Below are 20,029 nucleotides of genomic sequence, written 5' to 3' on the forward strand. Positions count from 1 at the left end.
TTATTGAGTTATTTGTTTTTAGAAAGGGGCTCCCGCGCGAGGCGGGAGCGGGGAGATCAGGGCTTGAGCAGTTGCAGCGACTCTTCTGCGGCCTTGCCTTGGGAGAGGGTGATATCGACCCGGCGATTTGCCTGGCGATGTTCGGGGGTGTCATTGGCAAAGCGGGGTTGGGTGTCGGCAACCCCCTGAGCGATGACTCGTCTGGCATCCAGCTGGGGGTTGGTCAGCATGGTCTGTACGATGGAAGAGGCCCGCAGCACCGAGAGCTCCCAGTTGTTGCGATAGAGCTCCACCGGCGCTTGGGAGTTGTCGGTATGACCGGTGACCACTACCTGCCCCGGGATATTGGCCAAAATGCCGGCGATCTTGTTGACCAGCGGGATGAACTGGGGCTGCAGGAACGCCGAATCGGCGGGAAACAGCGCCTTCTCGCCGATGCGGATCACCAGCTGACTGCCAAGCTGCTCGACCTCCAGGTCCTTCGATTCGATCTGGGCCTTTAGCTGTTGCTCAAGCTTCTGCTTGGTCACCTGCACCCACTCCTGCTCCCGGGTCTTGTGGGGCCAGGCTTCGGTGGCGCTCGGTTTTTCCGAGGCACCTATGGTCTCGTTGAAGGGATCCGATGCCGCCATGGGGGCATCTTTCTCCAGCACAGTCTCCTCTTTCGGGCTGCTCGGCGTGGTCTTCGATTCCGGTTCGAGAATCCCTGTGCCCCCCTGCATCAAAGGTGAGCCGGCAGGCGGGGAGATGAGGCCGATTTTACCCAGCGACTCGATAAAGCCCTGGATAAGCACCCGGGTTTCGGACTGCTTTGCCATGGCAAAGGAGTAGAGCACCACAAACAGGGCGAACAGCAGGGTCATGAAGTCGGCATAGGAGACCAGCCAGCGTTCGTGGTTCTCCGGTGCTTCAGCCTTTTTCTTTTTGGCCACCGTGACCTCCCAGATAAGGTTCGAGGGTAACTTGCAGGCGTGCCTGGGATTCGCCATCCACGATGCAGAGAATGCCGGTCAGGGTCATCTCCTTGTAGTGGCGGATCTGGTGGGCAAACCCTTTGTAGCGGTTGCCGAACGGCAAGAAGATCAGGTTGGCTGCGGATACCCCGTAGATAGTGGCGATAAAGGCCACCGCGATGGCGCCGCCCAGCTTGTCGGGGGCATCCAGCAGACCCATGGCGTGGATCAGGCCAAATACCGCCCCGACGATCCCCATGGTCGGGCAGTAGCCGCCCATGGCTTCATAGAATTTGACCGTCTGTTCGAGATCTTCCTGTTCAAATTCGATCTCGTTCTCCAGCACCTCGTGGATTTTGGCCTTCTCGTAGCCATCGACCATCATCTGCACCCCTTTCTTCAGGAAGGGATCCTTGATCTCCTCGATCATCCCTTCCAGCGCCAGCATACCGCTGCGGCGGGCGTTGCCTGCCAGGGTCTCCAGCAACTGTGCCTGTTCCAGCAGGTCGAGTTTGAGGGGAGAGAGCAGCCATTTGAAACGCTTCATGGTGCTGCCGACGACGGAGAAAGGGAACTGGGTCAGCGCAGCACCTATGGTGCCACCTATCACGATAAGAAATGCGGGCAGATCGAGCAGTGCACTGGGATGACCACCCTCGATCATGTTGCCGCCAAGGATGGCGATCAACGCCAGTACCAAGCCAATCAAGCTCATCTTTTACACGTCCCTGCATGTTGATAATGGCTAGTGTAGCTACTTAAGTATCAGTATTTCAAAATGAAATCCAATCGCTGAGCAATTAATGGGCGCTGGGTAACGTCCATAAAAGAAGGCGTGTTGCGGCCATAAGATGGCATTGCAATCATCTTGTTGCTCCTGTTGTGACAGGAAGGAACGCTTGTCGGGTGGGGCAATCACAAAAGCAAGGTAGGGGGCGGGTGCTGGCAATACGAAAAGCAGTGATGTTCCATCAGTGCTTTGCAAACCGGGGGATGAGTGCGTGGATGATCTGCCACTGCGTGGCTCTGGCTCACTTGTCGGCATAGGTGTTTGCCGGAAAGCAAAAAACCGACCCTGAGGTCGGTTTTTTTAGATTTGGCGGTGAGGGAGGGATTCGAACCCTCGATACGTTGCCGTATACACACTTTCCAGGCGTGCTCCTTCAGCCACTCGGACACCTCACCAAATTTTCGTTCGCTGCGCTGTTGCGCTGGAACGGGGCGTAATTTAGGGGAAAGGGCTGTGTGGGTCAACCACTTTTCCCCTTATTTTTCATAATCTTTTCCGAATGCCTAACCCTTGCGCAGAATGCCGGTTTTTTAAACCGGATCAGGGCTTGTCGAGGATGATCAGACTGTCCGGCAGCTCGTTTTGATCCCGGGTGGCCGGGAAGGCATCGGTCAGAATGGCGCTAACGCGCTCCACGCACTCCAGAAAACCCTGTTCGATCTCCCTGTTGCGCACTCGAGCCACGAAGTCGTCGATGATCTCCTGCCACTGGCCGTTGTCGATATGCTGGGCGATGCCATCATCCACCAGTATTTCTACATAGTGCTCGGCGGCCGAGACGAAGATCAGCACCCCGAGTCGGTCGCGGGTGCGGTGCAGCCCTTGCTCGACAAATTGCAGGCGTGCCATCAGGGCCGCCCGGTGCTGGCGAACCTTCTTCGGGATGAGCCGCATCTTGATGGGGGTCCAGTGGAACAGCAGGCTCAGCAGCAGCCAGACCGACCACTGCACCAGCAGGATTTCGTACCAGCCGAGCCAGAAGCCGAGCTGGAACACCAGCAGCGGGGTGAGCATCGCCAGTAGCGCCGCCCAGAGGGTGGGAATATAGCGATAGCCATCGCTGGCCGGGGCCAGCACGGTGACCAGTTCAGCATCAGTCTCTAGCTCCGCTTCGCGCACCTTGGCCTGAAGCGTGTGGAAGAACTGTTTAGAAATCATGATTTGTCTCTTTACTCCTGTTACCAGCCACCGGAGGCTCCGCCGCCGCCAAAACTGCCGCCGCCACCGCTGAATCCGCCGCCGGAGCGACCACCAAAGGAGCCGGCACCCAATCCACCAGCCATGTAGGCCGACCGACGTCGTCCTCCCGGCCCCCCGCCGCCACCCCCGCGCAGGTTGTGGAGCACGATCATCGCAATCACCACCAGAATAAACAGCCAGGGGCCGCCACCGTTGTCACTCTTTGGCTGCTCGACCGGCTGATACTCTCCGGCGAGTGCCTTCATGATGCTCTGGCTGCCCGCCATGATCCCGGCCACCATATCGCCGCGCTTGAAGGCGGGCAGGATGCGGCCATGGATGATGTTGGCGGCGATGGCGTCGGGCAGGGCGCCTTCCAATCCATAGCCTACCTCGATCCGCACCTTGCGCTCATCCTGGGCGATCAGCAACAGCACGCCATTGTTTTTGCCTTTCTGGCCGATCCCCCAGTGGCGACCGAGCTGGTAGCCGTACTCCTCGATGGTCTCCCCATCGAGGCTATCGACAGAGACCACCACCAGCTGGATGCCGCTGCGCTTTTCAAAGGCGGCCAGCTGTTGGGTCAGTTGATGGGCCTGTTTGCGGGACATCAGACTGGCTTCATCCACCACCCGTCCGCTCAGCGTCGGGAAGTCCGGTGCCGCTTGCAGGGCACTGGCCCAGAGCAGCAGACAGGGAAGAAACCAGCGCAGCATCATCTTCATTGGAAGCTGACCTTGGGCGCCTCATCGGCACCGGGTTTGGCACTGAAACTGGGTTTGGCCTCCAGATCCGAGTAGAGCAGCTTGGACCAGATAACGCCGGGGAAAGTGCGGATCTCGGTATTGAACTGGCGCACCGCCTCGATATAGTCGCGGCGAGCCACCGAGATGCGATTCTCGGTTCCTTCCAGCTGGGCCTGCAGGGCAAGGAACTGCTGATCCGCTTTCAGCTCGGGGTAGCGTTCTACCACTACCATCAGGCGGGAGAGGGCGCTGGAGAGCTGGTTCTGCGCCGCTTCAAACTCCTTGAGCTGGGCAGGATCGCTCACCTGTACGCTGCCGACCCGGGCACGGGCATCGGTGACCGCTTTGAGGGTCTCCTGCTCATGGCTGGCGTAGCCCTTGACGGTGGCGACCAGATTGGGAATGAGATCGGCACGGCGCTGATACTGGTTCTCAACCTGCCCCCAGCTTGCCTTGACCTGCTCATCCAGGGTCGGAATATTGTTCATGCCGCAGCCGGTCAGGCCGAGCAGCAGGGTCAGGGTCAACAGGCTCTGCGTGGTTCTGCGCCAGAGTGATGTGGCCATCTTGTTGTTCTCCTTTGGTATTTCGAGTCGATAGTGCGCCATGGATGGTGTACGACCAAGAGTGCACCACCATACCAGCTTGGGGTCAGTTGCCACAACGCGCAGGTAGCTCAGGTCGCTTGTTGATGCCGGAGACCTTGGGCAGCTGGGGCTTGTCTTTGAGCCAGGAGGCCAGCTCTTCCCCGCAGCCATTGCCGGGCGGAATGGGGGCCTGAGGTTCGCAATCGGGGCTGCCTACCGGGCAGCGCAGCCTCACGTGGAAGTGGCTGAAGTGGCCCACCCAGGGGCGCAGCTTGGCGACCCAGGGCTCGTCACCAGCCTGTTGGCAGACCGCGGATTTGATCACCGGATTGACGAAGATGCGGGCCACCTCGGGTTTGCTGGCCGCAAGCCGCAGCAGGGTGAGCTGCTGGGGGCCAAAGCGGCCCGGTAACATCTTGTAGCTGGGTTCGTCGATCAGCGCCCACTCCTTGGGGGCATCCTGCTCCCATTTGCTGATGGGACGGTTGGCCATGCGAAACCAGATATCGGCATCAAGGCCAGTCTGGTGGCTGCGATGGCCGGAGGTAAAGGGGCCGCCCCGGGCCATCGCCAGATCGGCGATATAGAGGTCCGGCAGCCCGGCCATGCGGGTCTGGTTGGCCAGCGTCTGCAGATAGTGGATAAGGTCGGGGTGGCCGTAGTAGCGCAGCCGTTTGGTGCGGATCACCTGATAACCCGGCCCTTCGAGGGGCAGGGATACGCCGTTTTTCAGGCAACCGGCGGCATAACCACCGATGGCTTCCGCTTGCAATACAGTCGCCAGCAACAGGGACGTCAGCATGTGCGTGCTCCTTGTCTTGCTTCGAGTCGGCTCAGCAGTACGAACAGACTCAAACATATAAATAAATAGGCCGCGGCCACCAGCAGCCAGATCTCGTAGACCAGTCCGCTGGAGTTGGCCATCTCGGTACCGACGAAGGTGAGCTCCTGCACCGAGATAAGGGAAACGATGGCGGTATCCTTCACCAGCGCGATGAGCTGACCGGTGAGGGGGGGCAACATCAGCAGCATGGCCTGCGGCAGGATCACATGGCGCAGCCGCACCCAGGGAGAGAGCCCGAGGCTCTGCGCCGCCTCCCACTGGCCACGGGGGATGGCGGCCAGCCCGGCACGGACGATCTCGGCGACGAAGGCTGCGCTGATCATGCCAACGCAGAGGGTGCCTGAGATGAGGTTTTCCCAGCGGGCAGGTGGGCCAAACAGCGCCTCTTGCCATGGGGAGAGTGATACGGTGCCGAGCCAGCGGGAGAGGCCGCTCGCAGGCAGCAGCTGGTTGGCGATAAAGAAGTAGAAGATGAAGATAAAGACCAGCGGCGGCAGATTGCGGATCAGCTGGATAAACAGGGTCGCGGGCATCACCAGCCAGGGGCGGCGGCTGAAGGCGGCTACCCCCAGCGCAGTGCCGAGCAGCAGCGCCAGCACCATGCCGAGCAGGGCGATGCGCAAGGTGGTGAGCAGACCGCTGAAAAAGTAGGGCAACTCGCCGTGAGGGCCAGGGGTGAACAGCAGAGCGAAGGCCTCATGCCAGCGCCACTGATAGGCCACCCCGATGTGCAAGCGGCTGGCCAGCCAGAGGCCAGCCAGCAGCAGGATCAGGGCGATCGCCCCATCCAGCCAGTTGATGTTCCGACATGGCTTCCGGACGATGCGCCGGATGGTCTGTTTGAGGGCCATCAGCATCAGGGATTGGCGACCTGCGCTTCCCACGCCAGCGACTTGAACCAGTAGTCATGGCGCGCCTTGAGCCAGCCATCGGCCTGACGGGCGGCGATCCACTCGTTGAACTGCTCAGCCAGGGCATCATCCCCCTTGCGCAGGGCAAAGCCTTCATCGCCTTGTGCCAACGGCTCGGCAAACGGCATAAAGAGGGCATCCGGATGGCGCAGCGCCTCTTGCTCGGGTTTCGGGGAAGAGGAGAGGGCGCCGTGGGCGCGGCCGTTCAGCACCTCCTGAAATACCTGTGACTCGTCATCAAACTGGCGCAGGGTGGCCTTGGGGAAGTGTTCTTTTGCCACCTGTACCGGTGAGGCACCACGACGTACCGCCAGGATCACCCCGCGCTGGTTGAAGTCCGCCACGGTTTTCTTCTCTTTGGCCATGGTGCTGGAGGCGGCCAGCTGCACCCCCGAATGGGAGTAAGCCTGGGTGAAGCGCACGCTCTTCTCCCGCTCGGGGGTGATGGTGAGGCCGCCGATGATGACGTCATATTTTTTCGCCAGCAGGGAGGGGATGATGCCATCCCAGGCGGTAGGCACGAACTCTACCTGCCAGCCGTTATCTGTGGCGAGGCGACGGGCCACGTCAATCTCGAAACCGATCAGGGCCCCCTGCTTGTCGCGCATCGCCCAGGGGGCGAAGGTGGACATGCCGACCCGCAGGGTACCGCTCTGCTCGATCTGCGCCTGGGTGTCGGAGGGGGCTGTTTCTGCCAGTGCCGGAGTGAGCAGGCTTGCCAGCAGCAGGGCTGCGCCCGACAGGGTGGTCTTGAATGACAGATTCATGGTTAGCGTCCTTGTTGATCCGGATTCAGGTGACGGGCCAGTGCCCGCGAACAGGCTGACAGTGTCAGGGTTAACAGCAAATAGAGGGCAGCTACGGTAAACCACACCTCAAAGGTCAGAAACGTATCGGCAACCAGAGTACGCCCTTCGTTGGTCAGATCGAAGATGGCGATCACACTCACCAGCGCCGAATGTTTGATAAGGGAGACCAGCTCGTTGGTGAGCGGCGGCAAGGTGATGCGCACCAGCTGGGGCAGGATCACCTTGCGCAGGGTGATGGTTCGCGACAAGCCAAGGGACTGGGCTGCCTCCCACTGTCCTTTGGGAATGGCCTGTACACCTGCACGCAGCACTTCGGCGGTGAAGGCCCCCTGATAGAGGGAGAGGCTCAACACGGCGCAGGCAAGGGGGGCCAATCCCAGCATGGGGCCAAGCAAGAAATAGAGAATATAGAGTTGCACCAGCTGGGGCGTGGTGCGCACCAGCGCCAGATAGGCGATGGCGAGCCAGGGGCCGAGCCGGGAGGGGACCAGCCGCAGGCTGACCACGCACACCCCGATCGCCAGAGTGCCCAGCAGACTGAGCAGCGCCACCTGCAAAGTGACCAGCAGGCCGTTTAGCAAGGGGCCGGCATAAAAGGTTCCCTCATCCCATTCGCCGAGAAAGGGCAACACCCGCGGCCACTGCCACTCATAGCCCATCTGGCGAGCGCCGCTATAGAGCGCCCAGCCCAGTAGCGCACAGAGCATCACAGTGCCTGACAACCAGCCGAGCAGGCGGGGGCGATTGAGCCTAGCCATGATAGCTGAGCACCTGTTCGAGGAAGGCCTGGGTTCGCGGGTGCCGGGGGGCGTTGAACAGCTGGGCGGGCGGGGCCGACTCGATGATCTTCCCCTCATCCATAAAGAGCACCCGATCCGCCACCTGACGGGCAAAGCCCATCTCGTGGGTGACGCAGATCAGGGTCATCCCCTCGTCAGCCAGCTCGCGGATCACATCGAGCACTTCACGGATCATCTCGGGGTCGAGGGCGGAGGTGGGCTCGTCAAACAGCATCAGCTCGGGTTGCATGCAGAGGGAGCGGGCTATGGCGACCCGCTGCTGCTGGCCGCCGGAGAGCTGGTGAGGGTACTTGTCGGCCTGAGCCTGAATGCGCACCCGCTCGAGCAGTCCGAGCGCCCGGGCTTTGGCCTCCTGAGGGCGCAACCCCAGGGTATGCACCGGTGCCACCATCAGGTTTTCCAGCACCGTCATATGGGGGAAGAGGTTGAACTGCTGAAACACCATGCCAACCCGACCTTGCAGGCGGCGCAGGTAGGAAGGGGTCACCGGCTCGCCAAACAGGAACAGCTGGCCGCCGTCGATCCCCTCCAGCCCGTTGATGGTGCGGATCAGGGTCGATTTTCCCGAGCCTGACGGGCCACAGATGACCCACTTCTCTCCCCGTTCAATGGTGAGATCGATGTGATGAAGAGCCTGAAAGTCGCCATAGAATTTGTCGACGCCACAAAAGCGCACACAGGGTTGCGAGCTGGTCAAGAAGCGGGTCCCACTGAGAATCATTTACGCCATGGTATTGATTTTATAGGGGGATGACAAAGAAAACCCCCTTGTCAGCATCCTGATGGCTATTCACAATGGCGCCATTTCGTGATGACAGGAGCTTTTCATGCGTATTACATCCTTGCTTGCCGGTTCCCAGGTGCAGCTGTTGATGCCGCCAGCGGTTCGCTATCGCTGCGTCATTTTTCTGCTGTTGCTGGTGAGTTGGGGTGTGGTGGCGGCCTCCTTGTGGGATGGCTGGGGCGCCATGGCGCTGCTCAACTGGGTGGGCGTGGTCTTTGGTGGCATCACCGGGATCATGGTTTCGCTGCCCCGCAGCTGGCAGCCCTGGCGCCTGGCGGAGCTGGGGTGGGACGAACAGCATATCTATCTGCTCAATGGCAACAAGGATGAGGCGCTGGCGCTGCCCCGCAACCAGCTGGTGGCGCTCGAGCGGGAGCGGCGAGTGGGTCACGACGGCCAGTGGCTCGACTTCAGCCTCGATCTGCAGCTGAGTGAAGAGGAGCTGGCGGCGGCCATGGCCTTGCTGGATCTCAAGGCAGGGGAGCTCCATCTGGTGAGCCCGTCTGTCTATCGCTTCGGCTTTAAACGGGCCTGGCACGGTCGCCGGATGCTGGCGCAACGGTTGTCAGATCTGCAATCGGCCTGAGTCGACTATTTTCTCGACAATTCCCGGCAAAGCTCAGATACTGCCAGTGACTCGAATTGATCTTGTCTGCACTGTTAACCCAAGAGATCAATCACTTGACGACAGTGTGGAGAAGGCCACGGCATGAAGCCATGGCAGGTCCGGCATAGGGGTTGTGCCCTTACCGTTATGCTGGGAATTGCATAGAGAAGGCACCTTGAATCGAGAGTGGATGGCATGAAGATTTACGTAGGAAATCTGTCGTACCGGATGACGGCCGACGAACTGAAAACCCTGTTCAGCCAGTTTGGACAGGTCGACAAGGTTGATATCATCATCGACCGCGATACCGGCCAGTCAAAGGGGTTTGGTTTTATTGAAATGCCGGTCAATGGTGATGCCGAAAAGGCCATCGCTGGTCTGCATGGCACAGAAGTCGGTGGCCGTACCATCACCGTCAACCAGGCCAAACCGAAGACAGATGCTCCCCGTGGTCGCCCGCAACAGCGCCACCGCTAAGGTACCTCGGCAATAAAAAAACGGCATGGGTTTCCCCCATGCCGTTTTTGTTTCTGAATGTTTTGCTGTGATCAGGGGACGTCGTAACCGAGTGCCGCCTTGCGGATGCGGAACCACTGCTGGCGGTTAAGCTCGATGGATTCGGCGGCCACGGCGGCGGCAATCCGCTCCCGCTTGCCGGAGCCAATCAATGGCAGCGGCTGGCTTGGCAGCATCATTACCCAAGCGTAGACCACCTGCTCGATAGTCTGGGCGCCCACTTCCTGACGGATCTGCTCCAGTTCGGCACGCAGCGGGGCATAGGCCTCATCGCTGAACAGTCGGCCGCCGCCGAGACATGACCAGGCCATCGGCTTGATGCCAAGCTGCTGGCACTGATCCAGGGTACCATCGAGGGTCCCTTCCTGATGAAGCGGCGAGATCTCCAGCTGGTTGGTGACTAGCGGGAAGGGGAGGCGCGATTGCAGTAGCTCGAACTGACGGGCGGTGAAGTTGGATACCCCGGCGTGCTTGATCTTACCCGCCTGTTTCAGGGTGATAAAGGCGTCGGCCACATCATCGGCGTTCATCAGGGGATCCGGGCGGTGGATCAGCAGCAGGTCCAGATGGTCGGTGCCGAGCTTGCGCAGCGAGGCCTCGGCGCTGGCGATGATATGGTCCTTGCCGGTGTTGTAGTGGTTGAGAGCATGCTCCGGCTTGGCGGTGAGGGCGATGCCGCACTTGCTGACAATCTCCATCCGGCTGCGCAGGGAAGGCTCGAGGCGTAGGGCGTGACCAAAGGCCTCTTCGCACTGGTAGCCACCATAGATATCGGCGTGATCGATGGTGGTGACCCCCAGATCCAGATGATATTTCATCAGATCGAGCAGAGCGGCCGGAGAGAGCTGCCACTCCATCAGGCGCCAGTAACCCATGATGAGGCGAGAGAAGGTGGGGCCTTGCGGATGCAGGGCGACACGGGATACAGACATGGTTGACTCCTTGAAAAACACGATGCGAAAACGATGTGCAACATAGATGACTGCCGGCATCTTGGCCTCATGTGGCTGGCAAAGCAATAATGGGCAGTGGCATGATTCGAACTTTGGTTCTGATCGCAGAGTAGGAGAGAGAGTTGGATGGAAGGATTTGCCGAGCGCTTGCAGAGCCTGATCGGGGAGATGAGCGTGAGCGCCTTTGCCCGCAAGGTAGGGCTCAGTGAAGCGCTGATCCGCAAATATTTGAAGGGAGCCGAGCCTGGCCTGGCGCGGGCCAACCAGATCGCCATGGGGGCCAACTGCTCGCTGGAGTGGCTGGCAACCGGCTGCGGTTATCTCTACCGTCAGGCGGAAGTGGTAGACAGGGAGGCGCTGGCAGCGGCGCAGCTACTGCTGGGCGAGCAGCAACCCGGGGTGGGGCTGCCCGATGAGGAGGCACTGGTCACCCTGCTCGCCTATTACCAGTTTTTGCGCACCCACAAGAAAGCGGACGGTTTTCTCGACTTGGCGCTGGCGCGGGAGTTTGGTCGCCATCTGGGGGAAGCGTGATGAGGGGCATATTACCCTTTGGTCGTGTCACGGCCGGTTGATTATTCTGATACGCTCTAAGCAAGATAACTCTCCATGGAATGGGCGATGAGCTACTTGATCCTCGGAAGCGGTGCGCTGGGCTCGGCGCTGGCAAGAGAGCTGATGGCAAGGGGGGAGTCCTTCCTTCTGGCCGGACGCACCTATCCAAAAGGGATCGAGATGGGGGCTTTCTTCCCGCTGCAAGAGGTGGACGCCATCTCGTTCGACGCCCTGTTTACCCTCTACGACACCGATCCGCTTCCCACTGTGGTGATCAACACCATCGGCCTGTTGCACGATGTCAGCTTTATGCCAGAGCGGCGGGTCGAAGAGGTGCACCCCAAGTGGCTGTGCGACAGCCTGCTTGCCAATGCCTGGCCAACGCTGGCGCTGGCTGCCCGTTTCAGTCGGTTGATGGGCAATGACCATCCGCTGTGGCTCTGTGCCATCTCCGATCTGGCGGGCTCCATCACCGCCAATCTGGAGGGGGGCCGTTACAGCTACCGGATGAGCAAGGCGGCCCTCGACATGGGGGTGAAAACTCTGGCCCTCGAGTGGACGCAGCGTTTCCCGCAAGCGGGGGTGGTGGCGGTGGCGCCCGGCTTGATGGACTCCCCGATGAACACCCCCTTTCTGAGTGAGTTGCCTGCGGAGCAATTGCAGGAGCCTGCCGAGGTGGCGGTGAAACTGCTCAATCTCATCAAGGGGTTATCGTTGACCCAATCGGGCCAGCTACTGGATCTCAACGGTCAGCCGCTACCCTGGTAAATCCCGCCTGCGAGTTCTACGGACGTATATTGGCTTCACATTCTGCTCATGCGCCCCTTGCCAAGCGAGGGGCGCATGGCTAACGTCACTCTCCTGTTTCAGGAGGGATCTCATGCGCTATATCGATTTACGAAGTGACACCGTCACCCAGCCTACTGACGCCATGCGTCAAGCCATGCTCCACGCCGAAGTCGGTGACGATGTCTATGGTGAAGATCCGGGCGTCAACGCGCTGGAGGCCTTTGGGGCCAGATTGCTGGGCAAACAGGCGGCGCTGTTTGTGCCGTCCGGCACCATGTCCAATCTGTTGGCGGTGATGAGCCACTGTCAGCGCGGTGAGGGGGCCATCCTCGGCAACGCCGCTCACATCTATCGCTATGAAGCGCAGGGGAGTGCCGTGCTGGGCTCCGTAGCCCTGCAACCCTTGCCGATGCAGCGTGATGGCACGCTTGCATTCGATGATATCAAGGCTGCGCTGGCCCCTGATGATGCCCACTTCGTCCAGACTCGCCTGATCTGCCTTGAGAACACCCACAACGGCAAGGTGCTGCCGCTCTCCTATCTGCAGGAGATGGGGGCATTCGTTGCCGAGCGCGGCTTGAAGCTTCATCTCGATGGCGCCAGGCTCTTTAACGCCGCCGTGGCCAGCGAGACCTCGGTCGAGGTGATCGCTGCACCGTTTGACAGTATCTCGATTTGTCTCTCCAAGGGGTTGGGGGCACCGGTGGGCTCGCTGCTGGTGGGCAGCCACGATTTCATCGCCCGTGCGCGCCGCCTGCGCAAGATGCTGGGAGGTGGCATGCGTCAGGCGGGCATTCTGGCGCAAGCCGGTCTGTTTGCCCTCGAGCAGCATTTGACCCGCCTGGCCGATGATCACCGCCGTGCCAAACGGCTGGCCGAAGGGTTGGCTGCACTGCCGGGCATCGAGCTCGACCTCTCGCTGGTGCAGAGCAACATGGTGTTCCTGCGGCTGCATGAGGGGGAATCGGCCCCTCTGCTCGCTTTTATGAAGGAGCGGGGGATCCTCTTTTCCGGTTACGGCGAGCTGCGGTTGGTGACCCATCTGCAAATCAACGATGACGATATTGAAGAGGTGATCGACGCCTTCACCGAGTATCTCGGGGCGCGTTGAGACGGCTGGTGAGGTAGAGGTTATACCGAGACCTGTTCATACCGAAATAAAAGAGGGCGCCGCGGCGCCCTCTGTTATTTGCAGCCAGCTCAAGCCCGTCGCTGGCCGCTCATCAGCATGGCCTCATCGGTGGCATCGTAGATCATCACCGCGATATGGGTCACCTGACCGCCGAAATCGGCCAGTGGCACCAGCGTCAGGTTCTGGAACATGTGGGGGGCCGAGCCGGTAATGGGGCGGTAGTTGGAGAAACGCAGCAGATAGGGCTTCTGCTCCCAGGTGCTGAAGGCGCGGTTGTTGAGTTTGAAGACCATGTTGGCCTTGCGTTCGAACCAGGCTCTGTCCACATCGGGGAAGAGCTCGAATAGTACGCCATCGCGCACGTCACTGGCCAGTCGGCCGCTGTGGCTCTCCATAAAGCCGTTCCACACCTGTACCTTGTACTCCTTGTCGAGCACCACCAAGCCTACGTCCAAGTTCTGGACTATGTTCATCAGCCAATGAAATTCACGGATTTCCATAGTCACTCCTAGAGCATGTGCATGATTTTGTTGTTCATGGTGGCGATGGAATCTTCGGTAAACAGCAGCAGCAGATCACACTGCACCGCGTAGTCCTGGATCCGGTAGTTGATCTCGATGGCGAGCGTGCGGCGCCAGCGACTCTTGTTAGTGTTGATCAGCTCGTTGATGGGTCTGTGCTGGCCGAGCACCACCGGGTGCCCCTGACTGAAGGGAGTATCGAGCTGGTTGGCGTAGCCGCGCAGGAAGGCGCCGATCAGCACGTTGGCGGTATCCATCAGCAGCTCCAGTTCGGCGGTGCGATCCAGCGTCCCCTGATGGTTCATCAGCTTGGCCAAATCTTTGAAGCTGGAGTCATGGAACAGGATCAGCGCTTCGCCGGCGATCCCCGCCCCGATAAACCCCTGACAGACGGCGGAGAGGGTATCTGAATCCGCAGCGGCCGAGAGGGCCATATGCAACTCTGATACTTCCAGCACGTTGACGTTGGGGATAGGCAGTACCACGAAGGCGTTGAGCAGACGAGCCAGCAAGTCGGCGGCCTGACCCATGGAGACGTTGGCCAGCTCCTGATAGACATCGCGGATTTCGGGGGTGATCTTGACGCCTGCATCGGCTACCACGCCGCTTGTCAGCTGCTCGGGGGCGCTTGGTTGACTGCTCGGGGCGGCACTCCAGAAATCATGCTTTTTGAGCAGGGCGAGCAGGGTTTCGGGGGCGGCGGGTTTCTTGATGAAATCGAGCGCCCCCAGCCCCATGACCCGCTGATAGGCCTCTGGCTGGATATCCCCGGAGACCACGATCACCTTGTTGCGCAGACCCTCCCGTTGGAGGGTCTCCAGCACGCCGTAACCGTCCATTTCCGGCATGGTCAGATCGAGGAAGATGAGATCGCCATGACCCATCAGCACCTGTTCGATCCCTTCGAGACCATTGGCTGCGTAGTGCAAATCGACTTTCCAGTCGGCCGGGAGCGCCCGCGCCAGCTGTTTGCGGGCGAACCCGGAGTCATCACATATCAATACATTCATGGCGTTAGGCAGGCTCTGTTGGCAAGGGATGCTATAAGTGTGGCCCGCTAACGGTCAGATGCAATGGGTGAGGCTATCACCTTGTGAAAATTGGTTGTCCCACTGCCGATTGCGATAGCGTGCTGAGTATTTTTCAACAAATTCAACGAACATCTTAACACGCAACGGAGCGAACTGGTGCTGGCAACACAACATGTAGAAGGGGCGATTGCCGGTTTGCCAGTCGGTCAGTACCGGCACCAGCTGCTCGTCATGGAGGAAGCTGCTCAGATAGTGCAGCGGGGCATTGACGATCCCCAGATGACGCCGGGCTGCACGTACCGCGGCCTGGGTCTGGTTGACGGTCAGTTTGGCGCTGCGTTTGATGCAGACGCTCTGGCCATCCTTGTCGGTCAGCTGCCAGTGCTGGTGAGGCCAGCAGTAGATGAGATCGTGCTCTTCCAGCTGGTTGGGATGGGAGGGGGTGCCCTTCTTGGTTAAATAGAGTGGTGAGGCAAACAGGCCGTACTCGATATGGCCGAGACAGATCGCATTGGGCAGCGACTGGGGCAGCTCACCGTTGAAGAAGACCAGATCCCGATCATTGTCGAACAGGTGTTGGTGATCATTGGTCTGGGTGATATCGAACTGTACCTCGGGATAGTGCAGCCCGAATTCGGCCAGCATATCGATGAGGATGGTGTTGGAGAGTGCGATCGGCGCAGCTATCCGGATAAGCCCGGTGATGTCGGCCTCTTGACCCTGGATCTCGCTGGTGGCCTGCTCGATTTGTGCGAGTGGCGTGCAGAGACGTTCGTAGTATCTGAGGCCATCATCGGTAAGGCGGAGCTTGCGGGTAGAGCGATGTAGCAGGGAGCAACCCAGTTGCTCTTCCAGCTGGGAAATGCGTCGACTGATGGTGCCTGTTGGCATGCCCAGTGCGGCTGCAGCGTGGGAGAATCCTCCCTCTTGCACCACCTTGACGAACAGGTAGAACTCTTCGATGTGCTTCATAAACGCTGTTCTGGGTGTAACAAGGGGGCAACCATAAAAAGAGCGTTCCGGGTTGGCAAGGGTAATTCAGCGTTTAATTGATCTGGATTCGATTTCTGTTGATACCAGTTATCCACCCGCCTGTCATCTCAGTTTCCCCGAGCTGGTGATTATTTCGGCACGATGCCAAATGGTACTGCGGCAGTGATGCTTGCCATATACCCTGATTTGTTCTGCTATAACCGCGGGCGAAGGCCGATATTGCAACCTGATGGAAGGGCGCAGGGTTGCTCTGTGTGCTCAGCCGGGGTGGTTTTCCATCCCCAGCCAATGTGATGCAGATCATATATTCTGGTTTTGCTCATTGCCTGTTGAAAAATGAATTTGGGGTATATCAATTCCGCCTTAGTGAACTATTTTTGTCCGTTTTGGCGTTTTTTTGGCTGTTTATCCATCCGCTTGGTTAATTAATGGAAGCTTTGTGACAGAGAGTGATGACTATTTCCGCCATTGATTTAAATGTTAATAACAAATTTGTCGCAGCAAATATGCAATTGCTCTTTCAAGGTCTCGAGTGGATAGCTCTTAGTGCTTGTTTTTACTGGGGAAAAAAGTTAAAAATCGACTATATGATTTGCCTGGATTAACAGGGTCCTTGGCTGAGTCCTTTGTAGTATCGCCGTACAGGCTGCCCTGTTGTTGATATCTGAAAAAGTTTTGTCCGCTCTTGGCTATGTGAAAAGGGATAATGGCCGAGAGGTATTTGCACCTTGCATTCTGCAGCTAGCGGTTTGCCAGATCTGTTTTCCGGTTAACCAGTGACCATCCAGCATGAATGACCTTGACCAGATGAATACGCTTGACGAACGGTTACTGAAGACGATGGATGTTCTGCATACCCCGATCTGGGTTTATGACATCGAGCATCACCATATTTTCTGGGCAAACAGCGCCGCGCTCTCCGTGTGGGAGGCGACGTCTCTCGACGAACTCTGCTCCCGCGACTTCTCTGCCGATATGGCAACCGCCATCGATCTGCTGCTGCAGCGCTATCTGGGTGATTTTCAGCAGGGGCGCAGTTATAACGAGTGGTGGACCCTCTCCCCAAAGGGGGTCAAGAAGCAGATCTATCTGCGCCTTTCCGGTATTCAACTGGCTGGCCGTCTGATGATGATGACCGAAGCGGTGCTCGACTCCGATACCCTCTATCAGGAGTCCTCGCTGGCAACCGGCGATACCCTGGCCTGCCTGTTCGATAGCCATGGTGTGTTCGAGAGTGGTAACTATCACTTCGAAATGTGCTTCGGCCACCAGATCGCCAAGCTCTCCCAGGTTTTCTCCGGCAATGATGACAGCTTCTACCAGAAGCTCTCCCGTCTCGATGAAGTGGTGACCGAGGGGGAGTGCCGAACCCTCAAGGGGATGCGCTGGTTCCAGTATCAGTTCCGCTATATCCAGCAGGGGGCCCGCATTCTGCTCACCATGCGGGATATTACCGATCGCAAACTCGAAGAGCTGGAGCATCGCCACCTCGCCTGGCACGACTCCCTGACCGGCCTGCTCAATCGGTATGGCTTGATGAAATCCCTTGAGGCCTATTGCGGGCTGGGGGAGCGTTTCGCGCTGGTGTTCATGGATCTGGACAACTTCAAGCTGGTCAACGACAACTACGGCCACAAGGCGGGAGATCGCCTGCTGGAGCGGGTCGCCGGTCGCCTCAAACAGATTTGCCCGCGGGATGTGGAGCTGGCTCGCCTCGGTGGCGATGAATTCACAGCACTGGTGCCGCTGGGCAATCAGGGGGATCGGGCGCAAGAGGTGGCCGATCAGATGCTCTCCCAGATGACCAAGCCGCTGCAACTGAGCGGGCTGCCGGAGGTGACCATCGGCGGCAGTATAGGTATCGCCATCTATCCCGATGATGCGGATGACGGGGACAACCTCATCACCCGTGCCGACATGGCCATGTATCAGGCCAAGCAGATGGGGCGGCTGCGCTGGCAGCGTTTCACCCCCAGCATGCAGCAGACCCTGCAGCGCAAGCTCAATCTCAAACAGTTTCTGGCCAAGGCTATCGGCCGCCAGGAGCTGAGCCTCTGTTACCAGCCGCAGGTCGATGCCGCCAAACGGCGTCTGATCGGTTACGAGGCGCTGCTGCGCTGGTACAACCCGGTGCTCGGCAATGTGTCGCCGGTGGAATTTATCCCGCTGGCCGAAGAGATGGGGCTGATCCGCGAGATCGGCAGCTGGGTTCTTTCCACTGCGCTGGCACAAGTCGCCAGCTGGCAGAAGCGCTTCCATCAGCGGGTGCCGGTCTCCGTCAACCTCTCCGGTTTCCAGCTATCGTCGGCGTTGCCCGGGCAAGTTCGCCAGCAGCTGGAGCTGCACGGGGTGGATGCCTCCCTGTTGACGCTGGAGCTGACCGAAACCGTGCTGATGCTCGATATGAAGGGGTGCCTCGGCATTCTCGACGATTTGAGCGAGCAGGGGATCAAGATTGCCATCGATGATTTCGGTACCGGCTACTCCTCTCTGGCCTATCTCAACCGGTTGCCGATCAACAACATCAAGCTGGATCGCTCCTTCGTGGTCGGCCTCAACTTGCCGGTGATCCGGGCGACTGCAGCCATGGCCACCAATCTGGGATTGGGGATCATGGCGGAAGGGGTGGAGGAGCCTCACGAGCTGGCCGCACTGCAGACCCAGGGGTGCCATGTGTTCCAGGGATATCTGTTCAGCAAGCCGCTGACAGTGGCGCAAGTCGAAGCGAGCGGTTTCGTGGTGGAGTGCCAGGTTGGGCGTTATCCACTGCTAGATACCGTGGTGGCAGAGTAACAAGTGTGCGTTAGGCCACAACTTGGAATTTTATTCCGCAACATTTAATCAAAATTAATCATTCTTTTGCGATCGGTCATGAGACGGATTGGCTGGAATTGCTAGCATGCGACCTCGTTTCTAGGGAAAGGAGTATCGCAATAATGAGTCATGCTGCTGTCAATGACCGTCCGGCCAGCCCTCCCAAAGGTTGGCTGAACCGTTTCCTCAATGGCGTCGAGAAAGCCGGGAACAAATTACCCGACCCCGCCATGTTGTTCCTCTACGCCTTGCTGATCGTCTGGGTCGGCTCCTGGGTGTTGTCACAATTCCAGTTTGATCTGGTCAACCCCCGTACCGGGGAGGCGGTAGTGGTCAACAACCTGCTGACCGGTGCCGGTCTGGCCGAGTTTCTCTCCACCATGGTGACCACCTTTACCGGCTTTGCCCCGCTGGGGATCGTGCTGGTAGCCATGCTCGGGGTCGGGGTGGCCGAGCAGTCCGGTTTTATCAATACCGGTCTGAAAAAGTTGCTGAAAGTGACGCCTGCCCGTTTTCTCACTCCCATGCTGATCCTGGTAGCGATCGTCAGCCACACCGCCGCAGATGCGGGTTATGTGCTGGTGATCCCCATCGGTGGCATCATCTTCCACGCTGCCGGACGCCATCCGCTGGCGGGGATCGCCGCTGCCTTTGCCGGTGTCTCAGGCGGTTTTGCCGCCAACTTCCTGCCTTCCGGCGGGGATGCGCTGCTGCAGGGTTTTACCCAGTCCGCCGCTCAGTTGCTCGATCCTGACTACATGGTCAACACCCTGTGCAACATCATCTTTACCGGTGCATCTTCGTTGCTGATCATCTGCGTCGGCTGGTTCATCACCGAAAAGGTGGTGGAGCCGCGCCTCAAGCACGTGGCGCTCAACGAGGATCTGGAGAGTGCCGACGAGATGGGGCGCTACAGCGTGCAAGAGAGCCGGGCCTTCAACTGGGCCGGGTTTGCCATGCTGGCGGCTATCGTGCTGCTGGCGCTGGCGCTCTCCCCGAGCGATTCACCGTTGCGTGCTGCCGATGGCTCCCTGACCACCTTCGCCGCGCCGGTGATGAAGTCCATTGTGCCGCTCATCTTCCTGCTCTTTATCCTGCCCGGAATTGTCTACGGCTTTGTCGCAGGCAGCTTCAAGAGTGGCAAGGATGTGATCGATGCCATGTCGGCCACCATGAACAAGATGGGCTCCTACATGGTGATGGCCTTCTTCTGCGCGCTCTTTATCAAGGCGTTTGGTGACTCCAATCTGGGCACCCTGCTGGCCCTCTCCGGTGCCGAAGTGCTCCATGCGCTGGCGCTGCCCGGTGAGGTGACTATCGTCGGGATGATCCTGCTGACCGCCAGCGTCAATCTGGTGGTGGGGTCGGCTTCGGCCAAGTGGGCGCTGATCAGTCCGATCCTGGTACCCATGCTGATGGCGGTGGGGATCTCCCCCGAGCTGACCCAGGCGGCCTATCGGGTCGGGGATTCCGCCTCCAACATCATCACCCCGCTGATGGTCTTCTTCCCGCTGGTGGTGGTCTATTGCCAGCAGTATGTGAAGAGCACCGGGATCGGTACTCTGGTCTCCATGATGCTGCCCTACTCGCTGGCCTTCCTGGTGAGCTGGACGATTTTCCTGCTGCTCTACTGGGCGCTCGGCTTCCCGCTCGGCTTGCAAGCCCCTTACGTCTATCCGGCCCCTTAAGCTGGGTGTGCGAGGGAGCCTTGGGCT

General features: G+C 59.3%; 21 protein-coding genes and 1 tRNA gene. 7 read left to right on the forward strand and 15 right to left on the reverse strand.

Annotated features, from left to right (window positions below; all coding sequences use genetic code 11):
• Positions 1-56: 56 nt before the first annotated feature.
• From I6L41_RS04320 to I6L41_RS04370, 11 genes are all read right to left on the reverse strand, one after another.
• The gene (locus I6L41_RS04320; protein ID WP_005337213.1) at positions 57-932 is read right to left on the reverse strand and encodes a flagellar motor protein MotB; all 876 of its coding nucleotides are present in this window, start codon (positions 930-932) and stop codon (positions 57-59) included.
• Complete coding sequence (locus I6L41_RS04325) at positions 910-1,668, reverse strand: flagellar motor protein (RefSeq protein ID WP_216962217.1); 759 nt, start codon at positions 1,666-1,668, stop codon at positions 910-912. Before I6L41_RS04325 ends, I6L41_RS04320 begins: the two co-directional genes overlap by 23 nt.
• 382 nt (positions 1,669-2,050) lie before the next feature.
• A tRNA-Ser gene (locus tag I6L41_RS04330) sits at positions 2,051-2,138 on the reverse strand.
• A gap of 145 nt (positions 2,139-2,283) precedes the next feature.
• Positions 2,284-2,901, reverse strand: coding sequence for a TPM domain-containing protein (locus tag I6L41_RS04335; protein ID WP_058058422.1), 618 nt, complete (start codon positions 2,899-2,901; stop codon positions 2,284-2,286).
• A 20-nt stretch (positions 2,902-2,921) separates the two neighbouring features.
• Positions 2,922-3,647, reverse strand: coding sequence for a YgcG family protein (locus I6L41_RS04340; protein WP_005346567.1), 726 nt, complete (start codon positions 3,645-3,647; stop codon positions 2,922-2,924).
• Positions 3,644-4,234, reverse strand: coding sequence for a LemA family protein (locus tag I6L41_RS04345; RefSeq protein ID WP_005346564.1), 591 nt, complete (start codon positions 4,232-4,234; stop codon positions 3,644-3,646). The genes I6L41_RS04340 and I6L41_RS04345 overlap by 4 nt, the downstream gene beginning before the upstream one ends.
• Before the next feature lie 85 nt (positions 4,235-4,319).
• Positions 4,320-5,057, reverse strand: a complete 738-nt coding sequence (mepA, locus tag I6L41_RS04350) for a penicillin-insensitive murein endopeptidase (RefSeq protein WP_098969670.1) — start codon at positions 5,055-5,057, stop codon at positions 4,320-4,322.
• The gene (locus I6L41_RS04355; protein ID WP_216963828.1) at positions 5,051-5,956 is read right to left on the reverse strand and encodes an amino acid ABC transporter permease; all 906 of its coding nucleotides are present in this window, start codon (positions 5,954-5,956) and stop codon (positions 5,051-5,053) included. Before I6L41_RS04355 ends, mepA begins: the two co-directional genes overlap by 7 nt.
• Positions 5,956-6,777, reverse strand: a complete 822-nt coding sequence (locus I6L41_RS04360) for a transporter substrate-binding domain-containing protein (RefSeq protein WP_043823663.1) — start codon at positions 6,775-6,777, stop codon at positions 5,956-5,958. Before I6L41_RS04360 ends, I6L41_RS04355 begins: the two co-directional genes overlap by 1 nt.
• A 2-nt stretch (positions 6,778-6,779) precedes the next feature.
• Positions 6,780-7,577 carry an amino acid ABC transporter permease gene (locus I6L41_RS04365; protein ID WP_216962220.1) on the reverse strand — a complete coding sequence of 266 codons (798 nt, stop codon included), beginning with the start codon at positions 7,575-7,577 and terminating at the stop codon, positions 6,780-6,782.
• On the reverse strand, positions 7,570-8,340 hold the full coding sequence (locus tag I6L41_RS04370) for an amino acid ABC transporter ATP-binding protein (protein WP_167567441.1): 771 nt from the start codon (positions 8,338-8,340) through the stop codon (positions 7,570-7,572). Before I6L41_RS04370 ends, I6L41_RS04365 begins: the two co-directional genes overlap by 8 nt.
• Before the next feature lie 106 nt (positions 8,341-8,446).
• On the opposite strand from I6L41_RS04370, the gene I6L41_RS04375 reads away from it, so the two are divergent.
• Positions 8,447-8,989 carry a hypothetical protein gene (locus I6L41_RS04375; RefSeq protein WP_058057416.1) on the forward strand — a complete coding sequence of 181 codons (543 nt, stop codon included), beginning with the start codon at positions 8,447-8,449 and terminating at the stop codon, positions 8,987-8,989.
• Positions 8,990-9,238: 249 nt separating this feature from the next.
• Positions 9,239-9,487 (forward strand): RNA-binding protein, encoded by a 249-nt coding sequence (locus I6L41_RS04380; RefSeq protein WP_013723828.1) that lies wholly within the window; start codon positions 9,239-9,241, stop codon positions 9,485-9,487.
• A 71-nt stretch (positions 9,488-9,558) separates the two neighbouring features.
• Here I6L41_RS04380 and I6L41_RS04385 read toward each other — a convergent pair whose 3' ends face one another.
• On the reverse strand, positions 9,559-10,458 hold the full coding sequence (locus I6L41_RS04385; RefSeq protein WP_216962223.1) for an aldo/keto reductase family oxidoreductase: 900 nt from the start codon (positions 10,456-10,458) through the stop codon (positions 9,559-9,561).
• 147 nt (positions 10,459-10,605) lie between these two features.
• Here I6L41_RS04385 and I6L41_RS04390 point away from each other — a divergent pair, with 147 nt between their 5' ends.
• The 3 genes from I6L41_RS04390 (at position 10,606) to ltaE (ending at position 12,934) form a co-directional block, all read left to right on the forward strand.
• Entirely contained in the window at positions 10,606-11,013 is a 408-nt protein-coding gene (locus I6L41_RS04390) for a helix-turn-helix transcriptional regulator (protein ID WP_005351138.1), read from the forward strand.
• A gap of 87 nt (positions 11,014-11,100) precedes the next feature.
• Entirely contained in the window at positions 11,101-11,802 is a 702-nt protein-coding gene (locus tag I6L41_RS04395) for a hypothetical protein (protein WP_064336640.1), read from the forward strand.
• 112 nt (positions 11,803-11,914) lie between these two features.
• The gene (gene ltaE / locus I6L41_RS04400; RefSeq protein WP_216962227.1) at positions 11,915-12,934 is read left to right on the forward strand and encodes a low-specificity L-threonine aldolase; all 1,020 of its coding nucleotides are present in this window, start codon (positions 11,915-11,917) and stop codon (positions 12,932-12,934) included.
• Positions 12,935-13,023: 89 nt separating this feature from the next.
• Here the strand turns inward: ltaE and I6L41_RS04405 are convergent, their stop codons facing one another.
• From I6L41_RS04405 to I6L41_RS04415, 3 genes are read right to left on the reverse strand one after another with little or no spacing between them, the layout of a single operon-like run.
• The gene (locus I6L41_RS04405) at positions 13,024-13,455 is read right to left on the reverse strand and encodes a PAS domain-containing protein (RefSeq protein ID WP_216962230.1); all 432 of its coding nucleotides are present in this window, start codon (positions 13,453-13,455) and stop codon (positions 13,024-13,026) included.
• An 8-nt stretch (positions 13,456-13,463) separates the two neighbouring features.
• Positions 13,464-14,486: a response regulator gene (locus I6L41_RS04410; protein WP_204379924.1), complete on the reverse strand. Its 1,023-nt coding sequence runs from the start codon at positions 14,484-14,486 to the stop codon at positions 13,464-13,466.
• A gap of 54 nt (positions 14,487-14,540) precedes the next feature.
• Positions 14,541-15,479, reverse strand: a complete 939-nt coding sequence (locus I6L41_RS04415; RefSeq protein WP_005337171.1) for a LysR family transcriptional regulator — start codon at positions 15,477-15,479, stop codon at positions 14,541-14,543.
• An 861-nt stretch (positions 15,480-16,340) separates the two neighbouring features.
• On the opposite strand from I6L41_RS04415, the gene I6L41_RS04420 reads away from it, so the two are divergent.
• Both I6L41_RS04420 and I6L41_RS04425 read left to right on the forward strand, forming a co-directional pair.
• Positions 16,341-18,293: a bifunctional diguanylate cyclase/phosphodiesterase gene (locus I6L41_RS04420; RefSeq protein WP_216962233.1), complete on the forward strand. Its 1,953-nt coding sequence runs from the start codon at positions 16,341-16,343 to the stop codon at positions 18,291-18,293.
• Positions 18,294-18,436: 143 nt separating this feature from the next.
• The gene (locus I6L41_RS04425; RefSeq protein ID WP_128835523.1) at positions 18,437-20,002 is read left to right on the forward strand and encodes an AbgT family transporter; all 1,566 of its coding nucleotides are present in this window, start codon (positions 18,437-18,439) and stop codon (positions 20,000-20,002) included.
• Positions 20,003-20,029: the final 27 nt, after the last annotated feature.

Source organism: Aeromonas sp. FDAARGOS 1411 (genome assembly GCF_019047125.1).
Taxonomy (GTDB): Bacteria; Pseudomonadota; Gammaproteobacteria; order Enterobacterales; family Aeromonadaceae; genus Aeromonas; species Aeromonas veronii.